The 12,595-nt window shown below is 52.9% G+C and carries 8 protein-coding genes and 7 tRNA genes; 12 read left to right on the top strand and 3 right to left on the bottom strand.

All coding sequences use genetic code 11. From position 1 onward, the window contains the following. Positions 1-132 precede the first annotated feature (132 nt). Positions 133-1,800 carry a glutamine--tRNA ligase gene (gene glnS / locus HX773_RS09990; protein WP_176971381.1) on the bottom strand — a complete coding sequence of 556 codons (1,668 nt, stop codon included), beginning with the start codon at positions 1,798-1,800 and terminating at the stop codon, positions 133-135. A gap of 152 nt (positions 1,801-1,952) precedes the next feature. Then, on the bottom strand, positions 1,953-3,986 hold the full coding sequence (nagE, locus tag HX773_RS09985; RefSeq protein WP_176971431.1) for an N-acetylglucosamine-specific PTS transporter subunit IIBC: 2,034 nt from the start codon (positions 3,984-3,986) through the stop codon (positions 1,953-1,955). Between the two features lie 343 nt (positions 3,987-4,329). Here nagE and nagB point away from each other — a divergent pair, with 343 nt between their 5' ends. The 12 genes from nagB (at position 4,330) to HX773_RS09925 (ending at position 11,223) form a co-directional block, all read left to right on the top strand. Then, the gene (gene nagB, locus HX773_RS09980) at positions 4,330-5,130 is read left to right on the top strand and encodes a glucosamine-6-phosphate deaminase (protein ID WP_110865725.1); all 801 of its coding nucleotides are present in this window, start codon (positions 4,330-4,332) and stop codon (positions 5,128-5,130) included. A 61-nt stretch (positions 5,131-5,191) separates the two neighbouring features. Then, a complete protein-coding gene (gene nagA, locus HX773_RS09975; RefSeq protein WP_176971380.1) occupies positions 5,192-6,340 on the top strand; it encodes an N-acetylglucosamine-6-phosphate deacetylase in 1,149 nt (382 codons plus the stop codon). A 7-nt stretch (positions 6,341-6,347) separates the two neighbouring features. Continuing rightward, entirely contained in the window at positions 6,348-7,568 is a 1,221-nt protein-coding gene (locus HX773_RS09970; protein WP_176971379.1) for an N-acetylglucosamine repressor, read from the top strand. Positions 7,569-7,609: 41 nt separating this feature from the next. Beyond that, positions 7,610-8,362 (top strand): HAD-IIA family hydrolase, encoded by a 753-nt coding sequence (locus tag HX773_RS09965; RefSeq protein WP_036649098.1) that lies wholly within the window; start codon positions 7,610-7,612, stop codon positions 8,360-8,362. Positions 8,363-8,679: 317 nt separating this feature from the next. After that, a complete protein-coding gene (gene asnB, locus HX773_RS09960; protein WP_008107047.1) occupies positions 8,680-10,347 on the top strand; it encodes an asparagine synthase B in 1,668 nt (555 codons plus the stop codon). Between the two features lie 215 nt (positions 10,348-10,562). Then, positions 10,563-10,639, top strand: a tRNA-Met gene (locus HX773_RS09955). A gap of 7 nt (positions 10,640-10,646) precedes the next feature. Continuing rightward, a tRNA-Leu gene (locus HX773_RS09950) sits at positions 10,647-10,731 on the top strand. A gap of 21 nt (positions 10,732-10,752) precedes the next feature. Continuing rightward, positions 10,753-10,827, top strand: a tRNA-Gln gene (locus HX773_RS09945). 34 nt (positions 10,828-10,861) lie between these two features. Next, positions 10,862-10,936, top strand: a tRNA-Gln gene (locus tag HX773_RS09940). Between the two features lie 26 nt (positions 10,937-10,962). Beyond that, positions 10,963-11,039: transfer RNA gene (locus HX773_RS09935), tRNA-Met, on the top strand. 6 nt (positions 11,040-11,045) lie between these two features. Beyond that, a tRNA-Gln gene (locus HX773_RS09930) sits at positions 11,046-11,120 on the top strand. Between the two features lie 28 nt (positions 11,121-11,148). After that, positions 11,149-11,223: transfer RNA gene (locus HX773_RS09925), tRNA-Gln, on the top strand. Between the two features lie 103 nt (positions 11,224-11,326). On the opposite strand, the gene ubiF is transcribed toward HX773_RS09925, so the two are convergent. Continuing rightward, positions 11,327-12,499, bottom strand: coding sequence for a 3-demethoxyubiquinol 3-hydroxylase (gene ubiF / locus HX773_RS09920; protein WP_176971378.1), 1,173 nt, complete (start codon positions 12,497-12,499; stop codon positions 11,327-11,329). Positions 12,500-12,595 lie beyond the last annotated feature (96 nt).

Here is a 12,595-nt window from a genome sequence, read left to right as displayed (position 1 = left end):
ATAGTCGCAAATAGGGAATTAAAGGCGGATTGAGGCGGGCAGCATAAAAGGTCGTATCTTGCCAAATAGAGATAATAAAAAAGGGCGATTGCTCGCCCTTTCATGATCTTATCGTGCTAGCGACTAAAACTATTAATCGCCGATTTTTGCCCAGGTATCACGCAAACCCACGGTGCGGTTAAACACCAGTTTGGCTGGCTGTGAATAGACGCTATCAGCACAGAAATAGCCTTCGCGTTCGAACTGGTACGGCGCCATCGGATCCGCTGCACGCAAACCTGGCTCAACGAAGCCCTGTTTGATTTCCAGTGAGTTCGGGTTGATGGTGGTGAGGAAATCCTCAGCCGCGCCCGGATTTGGCACGCTAAACAGACGATCGTAGAGACGAAATTCCGCCGGCAGTGCGTGAATAGCGGAAACCCAGTGGATCACGCCCTTCACTTTACGTCCATCAGCTGGATCTTTGCTCAGCGTATCGACGTCGCAGGTACAGTAAATGCAGGTAATATTACCTTCATCATCCTTTGCCACGCGCTCGGCACGGATCACATAGGCGTTACGCAGACGGACTTCTTTACCCAGCACCAGACGCTTGTATTGCTTATTGGCTTCTTCACGGAAATCTGCGCGATCGATCCACACTTCACGGCTGAATGGCACTTCACGCGTGCCCATCTCCGGATTGTTCGGATGATTTGGCATGGTGATGATCTCTTCATAACCGGCAGGCAGGTTTTCAATCACCACCTTCAACGGTTCCATCACCGCCATCGCACGTGGCGCGTTTTCATTGAGATCGTCACGAATACACGACTCCAGTGAAGCCATCTCTACGATATTGTCCTGCTTAGTCACGCCAATGCGGCGGCAGAATTCACGGATAGAAGCGGCGCTGTAACCACGGCGACGCAGACCCGAAACGGTCAGCATGCGCGGATCGTCCCAGCCTTCTACAACTTTCTCGCTTACCAGCTGAGTCAGTTTACGCTTCGACATCACCGCGTATTCCAGATTCAGGCGTGAGAACTCATACTGACGCGGATGGACCGGAATGGTGATGTTATCCAGCACCCAATCGTACAAACGACGGTTATCCTGGAACTCCAGCGTGCAGAGAGAGTGCGTAATGCCTTCAATCGCATCCGAAATGCAATGGGTGAAGTCGTACATCGGGTAAATGCACCACTTGCTGCCAGTCTGATGATGATCGGCAAACTTAATGCGGTACAGCACCGGATCGCGCATCACGATGAAGCTGGACGCCATGTCGATTTTGGCACGCAGACAGGCTTTGCCCTCTTCGAAACCGCCATCGCGCATCTTCTGGAACAGCGCCAGGTTTTCTTCCACGCTGCGATCGCGATATGGGCTGTGTTTGCCCGGCGCCGTCAGGGAACCGCGATACTCACGGATCTCATCCGCCGACAGCTCATCAACGTAAGCCAGACCTTTATTGATCAGCTCAACCGCATAGTTGAACAGTTGGTCGAAGTAGTCTGAGGAGTAACGAATGTTGCCGCTCCACTCAAAGCCCAGCCATTGCACGTCACGCTTAATGGATTCGACAAACTCCAGATCTTCTTTTACTGGGTTAGTGTCGTCGAAACGCAGATTGCACTGACCTTGGTAGTCTTGCGCGATACCAAAGTTCAGGCAGATAGATTTCGCATGGCCAATATGCAGATAACCATTGGGCTCAGGCGGGAAACGGGTATGCACACTGTTGTGCTTACCGCTCGCCAAATCTTCGTCGATGATCTGACGAATAAAGTTCGTTGGGCGGGCTTCAGCCTCACTCATCTCAAAATCCTCAAAAACTATAACGGGTGATTTGTACCACGAAGTAACGGAGTATGATCCACAAAGCGCAGGAGGGAAACAACCGTTTGTTGGTCGTTTTAAAACAAAAAAGGCAGGAATCGCTTCCTGCCTTCTGGCTCAATCACAAGGACTTAGCCTTTAACCTCGTACAGCGGGGTTTGGCCTGCAACCACTGAACCGGTTGCCAGTAAATTCAGACCAGCGAAATCATCGCTATTGCTGACCACAACTGGACTGATCATCGAGCGGGCGTTGGCATTGAGGAAGTCCAGATCCATTTCCAGGATTGGCTGACCTGCAGTGACCGTTGCGCCCTCTTCAACCAAACGCGTGAAGCCTTTACCTTCCAGCGCCACCGTATCCAGCCCCATGTGAACCACGATCTCGACACCGTTTTCCGCTTCAAGACAGAATGCATGGTTGGTATTAAAGATCTTCACTACGGTTCCGGCGGTTGGCGCAACCACGGTTTTGCCGGTTGGCTTGATGGCCAGACCATCGCCGACTGCTTTGCTGGCGAACGCTTCGTCAGGCACATTTTCCAGCGCAACAATGTCACCGGTTACTGGCGCCAGCAGCGTAGCAATCACGGCTTTTTCGCTGTTCAGCACCGCCTGCGGTTTTACTGCAGCAGCAGGCGCTGGCGCTGGCGTTGATGCCGCGGCAGATGCCGCAACCGGACCTTTGCTCAGCACGGTTTTCATTGCTGTTGCGATGCTTTCGGCCTGAGTACCGACGATAACCTGCACGCTCTGCTTGTTCAGGCGAATCACACCTGAAGCACCGAGACGTTTAGCGACACCTTCATTAACCTGCGCCGAGTCTTTAACGTTCAGACGCAGACGCGTGATACAGGCATCAATGTTGGTCAGGTTTTCTGAGCCACCTACCGCCGCAATGTAACGACGCGCCAGAGATTCAGTTTGGCTTTCACCGTTACCGCTGTTATCGACATTTACGTCATAACCATCGGTTTCATCGCCCGCAGAGAGTTCGCGGCCCGGCGTCATCAGGTTGAATTTCTGGATGGTGAAGCGGAACACCGCGTAGTAGATAACGAAGAACACCAGACCTTGTGGGATCAGCATCCACCAGTGCACTGCCAGCGGGTTACGCGTTGACAGCACCATATCCACCAGACCCGCACTGAAGCCGAAACCGGCAATCCACTGCATACTCGCGGCGATGAACACAGAAAGACCGGTCAGTGCCGCGTGAATCACATACAGCACCGGCGCCACGAACATGAAGGAGAACTCCAGCGGTTCGGTGATACCCGTAAAGAAGGCGGCAAAGGCCGCTGCCAGCATGATACCGCCGACTTTGGCGCGGTTTTCCGGGCGTGCGCAGTGGTAAATTGCCAGCGCTGCGCCTGGAAGACCGAACATCATGATTGGGAAGAAGCCCGCCTGATAACGACCGGTGATACCTGGAATACCTGTACCTTCAGCGATAGACTGCGCGCCGCCGAGGAATTTAGGAATATCGTTGATACCGGCAACGTCGAACCAGAATACTGAGTTCAACGCGTGATGCAGACCAACAGGAATCAGCAGGCGGTTAAAGAAGGCGTAGACGCCCGCACCGATTGAGCCCATTTTCTGGATGTGCTCACCAAAGCTCACCAGTCCACCGAAAATGATCGGCCAGACATACATCAGTACGAAGGCGACGACAATCATCAGGAAGGAGACAAGGATCGGCACCAGACGACGGCCGCTGAAGAACGACAGCGCTTTTGGCAACTCAACATGGCTGAAGCGGTTATAAACCTCAGCAGAGAGAATACCCACCAGGATACCAACAAACTGGTTATTGATTTTACCGAAGGCGGCAGGTACCTGCTCCACCGGTATTTTCTGAATCATCGCGACCGCAGCCGGTGAACAGAGTGTGGTCACCACCAGGAAACCGACGAAGCCGGTTAACGCTGCTGCACCGTCTTTATCTTTTGACATACCGTACGCCACACCAATGGCAAACAGCACGGACATGTTGTCGATGATCGCTGAACCGGATTTGATCAACAGTGCCGCCAGCGCATTGCCTGCGCCCCAGCTATCTGGATCGATCCAATATCCAACGCCCATCAAGATTGCCGCTGCCGGCAGAGTCGCTACCGGCACCATAAGCGCGCGGCCGACCTTTTGCAGATATCCTAGAATACTCACCTTATTCTCCCCCTATGAGACTGGCGTTTTGCCGTGGCGCAGGTTGATTTTATTATCCCGTCGCCCGGTACCTTGATGACACTTTTCACCACGAGGCGCAGTGTAAAGACAAATTAATTCGCCTCGCAAATTAAAACCACTACAACTGTGACTTTAATCACCAAAATGGTGGTTTGATAATGCGAAATGCTAGCCAGCACCACAAACTTATTTTATGATGAAAAATATCGAGTCGCACTTTTCCCGGATGGCTACGCTTAAACGCATTACGCTTAAAGGCAGAAAACTGTCAGAGAAACGGCAACTCCACATTTCCAATCTTAATTGAGGTGAAGACATGAGACTGATCCCTTTGGCCACACCGACCCAAGTGGGTAAATGGGCTGCACGCCACATTGTTAACCGCATTAATGCGTTTAAGCCTAGCGCAGAACGTCCCTTCGTGCTGGGTCTACCAACCGGTGGAACACCACTGGAAGCTTACAAGCACCTGATCGACATGCACAAAGCGGGCCAGGTTAGTTTCAAGCACGTTGTCACCTTCAACATGGATGAGTACGTTGGCCTGCCAAAAGAGCATCCGGAAAGTTACCACAGCTTCATGTACCGTAACTTTTTCGATCATGTTGATATTCAACAGCAAAATATCAATCTTCTGAATGGCAATGCCGAAGATATTGACGCAGAATGTCGTCAATACGAAGAGAAGATCCGCGCTTACGGTAAAATTAACCTGTTTATGGGCGGCGTGGGCAACGATGGTCACATCGCCTTCAACGAACCGGCTTCTTCCCTCTCCTCACGTACCCGCATCAAAACCCTGACGCACGATACGCGCATTGCAAACTCACGTTTCTTTAACGGTGATGTGGATCAGGTGCCGAAATACGCCCTGACGGTTGGTGTCGGTACGCTGCTGGATGCAGAAGAAGTGATGATTCTGGTTACCGGCCATCTGAAAGCGCAAGCGCTGCAGGCTGCGGTTGAAGGTAACGTCAACCACATGTGGACCATCAGCTGCCTGCAGCTGCATGCAAAATCTGTCGTGGTCTGTGACGAACCCGCCACCATGGAACTGAAAGTGAAAACCGTGAAATATTTCCGCGAAATGGAAGCGGAAAATATGAAAGGTGTGTGAAAACACGTTGTAACAAAACCTGCTGCTTTCAGGCAGCAGGCTTAGCCGGGAGAGAGAAACGATGTACGCATTAGTGAACGGCCGGATTTTTACCGGTCATGAAATTCTGGACAATCATGCAGTTGTGATTGCGGATGGCCTGATTGAGCGCGTGTGTCCGCGTGATGCCCTGGACGCGGCAATTGCACAGCAGGATGTGGCTGGTGCGTTTATCGCTCCTGGTTTTATTGATTTGCAGCTCAACGGCTGCGGCGGCGTGCAGTTCAATGATGACATCAATGCGTTAAGCGTTGAGACGCTGGAGATCATGCAGCGCGCCAACGAGAAATCAGGCTGCACCAGCTATTTGCCAACGCTCATTACCAGTACCGATGCGCTGATGAAACGCGCCGTCGAAACCATGCGCGCCTATCTGGCGAAGCATCAGAATCAGGCAATCGGCCTGCATCTGGAAGGTCCGTGGCTGAATAAAGCCAAGAAAGGCACGCACAATCCTGAGTTGATTCGCCTGCCGGATGCCGAGCTGGTGGACTTCCTCTGCGCCAATGCCGACGTCATTACTAAAGTCACGCTGGCACCTGAAAATGCAGGTAGCGAAGTGATTCGCAAGCTGCGTGATGCCGGCATTATCGTGTCAGCCGGTCACTCCAACGCGACCTATGAAGAAGCAAAAATTGGCTTCAGCGCGGGCATCAGTTTTGCTACGCATCTTTATAATGCCATGCCAACCTTCGCTGGACGTGAGCCAGGTCTGATCGGTGCGCTGTTTGATTCGCCTGATGTATACTGCGGCATCATTGCGGATGGTTTACATGTCCATTACGCTAATGTGCGCAATGCAAAACGCATTAAAGGCGACAAACTGGTGTTAGTGACGGATGCCACAGCACCGGCGGGCGCGTCGATTGATCAATTCATTTTTGCAGGCAAAACAATATACTATCGCGATGGCCTGTGCGTTGACGAGAACGGTACGCTCAGCGGTTCTGCCTTGACCATGATTGAAGCAGTGCAGAACAGCGTTGAACATTGCGGTATCGCTCTTGATGAAGCGCTGCGTATGGCGACGCTCTATCCGGCGCAGGCGATGGGTGTGGAGAAGCAGTTAGGCACGGTCGAAGCAGGAAAAGTCGCCAACCTGACTGTCTTTACCCGCGATTATCAAATCACTAAGACGTTCGTCAACGGAGACAACGTCCTCAGCGAGTAAGCATTGAATGACCACTGGCGGCCAGTCTCAAATAGGAAATGTTGATCTTGTTAAACAACTTAATAGTGCAGCCGTTTATCGGCTAATCGATCAACAAGGGCCGATTTCGCGCATTCAGATTGCCGAACACAGTCAGCTTGCGCCCGCCAGTGTCACTAAGATTACCCGCCAGCTCATCGAGCGCGGCCTCATCAAAGAGGTGGAGCAACAAGCCTCCACCGGTGGGCGCCGCGCGATCTCCATCATCACTGAAACCCGTCATTTTCATACTATCGGCGTGCGCTTAGGGCGTAATGACGCGACGTTGACGCTGTTTGATCTGAGCGGGAAATCGCTGGCGCAGGAAGATTATCCGCTGCCCGAGCGCACGCAGGAAACGCTGGAGAATGCGCTGTTCAATGCTATCAGCGCCTTTATCGCCGCGCATCAGCGTAAGATTCATGAGCTGATTGCTATCTCGGTGATTTTGCCCGGTTTGGTTGATCCCATTAACGGCATCATTCGCTACATGCCGCATATCGCGGTAAGTCACTGGCCGCTGGTTTCCAGCCTGAAAAAACGTTTTAACGTCACCAGCTTTGTTGGTCATGATATCCGCAGCCTGGCGCTGGCCGAGCACTACTTCGGTGCAAGTCGCGATTGCGCAGACTCCATTCTGGTGCGTTTGCATCGCGGTACCGGTGCCGGAATCATCGCTAACGGCCATATTTTCCTCGGCAGTAACGGCAACGTTGGCGAGATTGGCCATATTCAGGTTGATCCGTTGGGTGAACGTTGTCACTGCGGCAACTTTGGCTGCCTGGAAACCATTGCGGCTAATGGCGCGATTGAAAACCGCGTGCGTCACCTGCTGAATCAAGGCTATCCCAGCTCATTAACCTTGAATGATTGCCTGATGCCGCAGATTTGCCGCGCCGCTAATCATGGCGACGCGCTGGCGTGCGAAGTGATTGAGTATGTCGGCCGCTATTTAGGCAAGGCGATTGCTATCGCCATCAACTTGTTCAATCCACAAAAAGTGGTGTTGGCCGGTGAAATCACCGAAGCCGATAAAGTGCTGTTTCCTGCCATTGAAGGGTGTATCAATACGCAGACGCTGCCTGCCTTCCGTAAAAATCTGCCGGTGGTGCGTTCCGAGCTCGATCATCGCTCGGCGATTGGCGCCTTTGCGCTGGCAAAACGCGCTATGCTGAATGGCATTTTGCTGCAACATCTGCTGGAAGAGTAATCACCAGCCTGCTGTTAAGCAGGCCCGACCGGATGCAATCTATGACGATTAAAAGCGTAATCTGTGACATCGACGGTGTGTTGATGCACGACAATACCGCCGTTCCCGGCGCGAACGAATTTCTGCAGCGCATTCTGGCGAAGGATATGCCGTTGGTGGTGTTGACCAACTATCCTTCGCAAACCGCGCTGGATCTGGCGAACCGCTTTGCCAACGCTGGCATTGACGTACCGGATTCGGTGTTTTACACCTCGGCGATGGCTACTGCTGACTTCCTGCGCCGCCAGGAAGGCAAAAAAGCCTACGTGATTGGCGAAGGTGCGCTGATTCATGAGCTGTATAAAGCTGGCTTCACCATCACCGACGTCAATCCCGATTTCGTTATCGTCGGTGAAACGCGTTCCTTCAACTGGGAGATGATGCATAAAGCCGCCTTCTTTGTAGCCAATGGCGCCCGCTTTATCGCCACCAACCCTGATACGCACGCGCGCGGCTTTGTTCCGGCCTGCGGTGCGCTCTGCGCCGGCATCGAAACCATCTCCGGCCGTAAACCGTTTTATGTCGGCAAGCCGAGTCCGTACATCATGCGCGCGGCGTTAAACAAAATGCATGCGCATTCGGAAGAGACGGTCATTGTCGGCGATAACCTGCGCACAGACATTCTGGCAGGCTTCCAGGCGGGTCTGGAAACCATTCTGGTGCTGTCTGGCGTATCCACGCTGAGTGATATTGATGCGATGCCTTTCCGCCCGGATTGGATTTATCCATCGGTCGCCGATATCGACCTGTTCTGAATCCAGCCATCACCTCTTCTTATAGCCCTGCTCATGCGGGGCTTTTGTTTTTTCTGTGGTTAAGCCTCTCTTTGCCGCTCGCAATATGCTCACAAAACGAACGATAACACAGTTTCATTAGATGGCATCTAAAATAAACACACATTAATTGAATAATATTCAACATTACTCGCCCATTAACATTCTTTTTATCAAAGAATCGCAATTTTACTTGCACTAACACCACCATTTAGCGCATTTTCTTATACATCACGCAGTCAAGGCTGCCGGACAAACGTAGAAATAACTTCGCCACAAGGTGAGATCAGGAGTCAGTTATGTGTTCAATTTTTGGTGTGCTGGATCTGAAAAGCGATCCTATTGAGCTGCGCAAGAAAGCGCTGGAATCTTCTCGTCTGATGCGTCACCGCGGCCCGGATTGGTCAGGTGTTTATGCGGATGATAAAGCCATTCTGGTGCATGAGCGTCTGTCGATTGTTGACGTTAACAACGGCGCGCAGCCGCTGTATAACGCTGACCACACCCACGTACTGGCTGTTAACGGCGAAATTTACAACCATCAGGCGCTGCGTGCTGAGTTGAGCGATCGTTACGCTTTCCAGACCGGTTCTGACTGTGAAGTGATCCTCGCGCTGTATCAGGAAAAAGGCGTCGATTTCCTCGACGAACTGCAAGGCATGTTCGCCTTCATCCTGTGGGACAGCGTGAAGCAACAATATCTGATTGGTCGCGACCATATCGGCATTATCCCGCTGTATATGGGCAACGACGAGCACGGCAACCTGTATGTCGCTTCTGAGATGAAAGCGCTGGTGCCGGTGTGCCGCAGCATCAAAGAGTTCCCGCCGGGAAGCTACATGTCGAGCGCCGATGGTGAAATCCGTCGTTACTGGCAGCGTGACTGGATGGAATATTCCGCCGTTGAGCACAACACCACGGATGCCGCCGAGCTAAAACATGCGCTGGAAGAGTCAGTAAAAAGTCACCTGATGTCTGACGTGCCTTACGGCGTGCTGCTGTCTGGCGGCCTGGACTCATCCATCATCTCTGCCGTGACCAAACGCTTTGCAGCGAAACGCGTAGAAGATGCGGACAAGAGCGATGCATGGTGGCCGCAACTGCACTCCTTCGCGGTTGGCCTGGAAGGTTCTCCAGACCTGAAAGCAGCGAAATCAGTCGCAGAACACCTTGGCACCGTGCACCACGAAATCCATTTCACCGTGCAGGAAGGCCTGGATGCGATTCGTGACGTGATTTACCACATCGAAACCTATGATGTAACCACCATTCGCGCCTCTACGCCGATGTATTTAATGTCGCGTAAGATCAAAGCGATGGGCATCAAAATGGTGCTGTCCGGTGAAGGTGCGGATGAAGTCTTTGGCGGCTACCTCTATTTCCATAAGGCGCCAAACGCCAAAGAATTCCACGAAGAGAACGTGCGTAAACTGCTGGCTCTGCACATGTTTGACTGTGCTCGCGCCAACAAAGCGATGTCCGCATGGGGCGTGGAAGCGCGTGTGCCGTTCCTCGACAAGAAATTCCTCGACGTGGCGATGCGCATCAACCCGGCAGATAAACTGTGCGGCAGCAACGGCAAGATGGAAAAACACATCCTGCGCGAATGCTTCTCTTCTTACCTGCCGGAGAGCGTGGCGTGGCGTCAAAAAGAGCAGTTCTCTGACGGCGTTGGCTACAGCTGGATCGATACGCTGAAAGAAGTGGCGGCGAAGCAAATCACCGACCAACAGCTGTCGACTGCGCACTTCCGCTTCCCGTACAACACGCCGAACTCGAAAGAAGCGTATCTGTATCGCGAGATCTTTGAGGAATTGTTCCCGATCGCCAGCGCCGCAGAGTGTGTGCCAGGCGGTCCATCAGTGGCCTGTTCTTCGGCTAAAGCGATCGAGTGGGATGAAGCCTTTAAATCCATGGATGACCCTTCAGGTCGTGCCGTTGGTGTGCATCAGTCCGCGTATAAATAAGGTTTTTACTCAACAAGATATGGGGCTCATTTGAGCCCCTTTTTTATGCAATCTATCGTACAACCTTTGAAATTTGCCGAATAAATCACCAGCCTGGTTACAAGCCAGACAAACAGGCGTTTTAAGGCGAAAAACGGCAAAAAAATTGTTGACGCTACAAGACTCAATACGCATAATGCGCCCCGCAACGCCGATGAAGGTTACGCGAAAAAGATGGCTACGTAGCTCAGCTGGTTAGAGCACATCACTCATAATGATGGGGTCACAGGTTCAAATCCCGTCGTAGCCACCATCTTTTTGCGGGAGTGGCGAAATTGGTAGACGCACTAGATTTAGGTTCTAGCGCCGCAAGGTGTGCGAGTTCAAGTCTCGCCTCCCGCACCATTTCAGTCTTCGGCAGCCGGATGGGGTATCGCCAAGCGGTAAGGCACTGGTTTTTGATACCAGCATTCCCAGGTTCGAATCCTGGTACCCCAGCCAATCCGGATTATGTTGTGGATACAAAGTCGACGAATGGGATATCGCCAAGCGGTAAGGCACCGGTTTTTGATACCGGCATTCCCTGGTTCGAATCCAGGTATCCCAGCCATCGTCGGACGCAGTAAGCAGTACAAAGGCTACGTAGCTCAGCTGGTTAGAGCACATCACTCATAATGATGGGGTCACAGGTTCAAATCCCGTCGTAGCCACCAAATTATTGGGGTGTCGCCAAGCGGTAAGGCTCTGGTTTCTGATACCAGCATTCCGGGGTTCGAATCCCTGCACCCCAGCCATAAAAAGACAATTTGATAAAACACCTATTGGGGTGTCGCCAAGCGGTAAGGCACTGGTTTCTGATACCAGCATTCCGGGGTTCGAATCCCTGCACCCCAGCCAAATTGCACAATAAAGCCCGCTTATGCGGGCTTTATTGTTTTCTGCGTTTGGCAAAGTGGTGAGCACACTTTTAACCAGGAGCGCGTAAATGCGCTCCCTACAATCACAAACCTAATGCGTAACGCAGCACCTTGCGTTTCAACGCTCCGGCATTCTCCGCCGCATTCAGCGCCAGGTTTCGCGCAAAGCGCAGCGGCGGCAGTTTATTGCTGAAGGCGAAGTAGAACAAATCCATCCCGCCCTGCATCAGTAAATTATCTTTGTAACGCTGACGATGATAACGCTGCAGCACAGCGTCCGATGACCAGAGCTCAGCCTGGTTGCGCGCCTCGACCAGCGTAGTGATCAACGCATCCACATCCCGATAGCCCAAATTAACGCCCTGCCCGGCCAGCGGATTGATGGTGTGCGCCGCATCACCTACCAGCGCCAATCCCGGCATCACATACCGAGTGGCATGACGTCGCACCAGCGGGAAAGAGGCCGCGTTTTTGACCCGAATACGCCCAACGCGTGCCGGGAAGTGAGCATAAATCTCTTTCTCCAGTTGCTGGAGCGGCAAACTTTGCAGCTGACGGATACGCGCGGGTGCGTCGTACCACACCAGCGAAGCGCGACGATCAAACAGCGGCAGGAAAGCGCGCGGCCCTTGCGGCGTAAACTGCTGCCAGGTGGAATCGCCCACCTCCTGTTCGCACTCCACGCTGATTAGCATGCAGGATTGCGCATAGTTCCAGCCACGTACGCCAATGCCCGCTAACTGACGCACACGCGAATTAGCACCATCTGCGCCGACCACTAAACGCGCATCCAGCGTTTGGCCATTATCGAGTTGCACCTGCCAGCCGGCGTTGTGCGGCTGTAAACCCTGCAAGCTCGCCGGGCACATCAGCGTGATGCCCTCTTGCTGCATTTTTTCCCACAGCGCACGCTGCAACACGCTGTTTTCCACCATGAATCCCAGCTCGGGCAGCCCAAGCGACGCCGCATCAAACTTCACATGCGCGTTTTGCCACTCCCAGGTTTCCAGCTGGCGATAGGGCGCACAGCGCATCGCCTGCACACGCTGCCAGACATCCAGTTGCTGCAGCAGCGCCACCGACGACGCACCAATGGCGGAGATACGCACATCCGGCTCGCTGCTGGCATCAAAGCTTGCCGGTTCCGCCCGTTCAATCACCGCCACGCGAAACTGCTGCTGCGCCAGGCCACACGCCAGCGCCGCACCGACCATGCCACCGCCCACGATCACCACATCAAAATGTGAATCCTGCATCGACTTTAATCCTTCTTTTTGCCGTGAGGCCTTACAGCATCACGATGATAGCTAAAGTGTACCGGAAATTAGCCGCGCGATGCGATGCAGATGCGT

It is taken from the genome of Pantoea sp. B9002 (assembly GCF_013385945.1).
Lineage (GTDB): Bacteria > Pseudomonadota > Gammaproteobacteria > Enterobacterales > Enterobacteriaceae > Pantoea.
This window is presented reverse-complemented; position numbering and strand designations above follow the sequence as displayed.

Excerpts from the sequence above, each read along its gene's own strand:
- glnS (WP_176971381.1), bottom strand. The coding sequence starts at position 1,800 with ATGAGTGAGGCTGAAGCCCGCCCAACGAACTTTATTCGTCAGATCATC.
- nagB (WP_110865725.1), top strand. The coding sequence starts at position 4,330 with ATGAGACTGATCCCTTTGGCCACACCGACCCAAGTGGGTAAATGGGCT.
- nagA (WP_176971380.1), top strand. The coding sequence starts at position 5,192 with ATGTACGCATTAGTGAACGGCCGGATTTTTACCGGTCATGAAATTCTG.
- HX773_RS09970 (WP_176971379.1), top strand. The coding sequence starts at position 6,348 with ATGACCACTGGCGGCCAGTCTCAAATAGGAAATGTTGATCTTGTTAAA.
- HX773_RS09965 (WP_036649098.1), top strand. The coding sequence starts at position 7,610 with ATGACGATTAAAAGCGTAATCTGTGACATCGACGGTGTGTTGATGCAC.
- asnB (WP_008107047.1), top strand. The coding sequence starts at position 8,680 with ATGTGTTCAATTTTTGGTGTGCTGGATCTGAAAAGCGATCCTATTGAG.
- ubiF (WP_176971378.1), bottom strand. The coding sequence starts at position 12,499 with ATGCAGGATTCACATTTTGATGTGGTGATCGTGGGCGGTGGCATGGTC.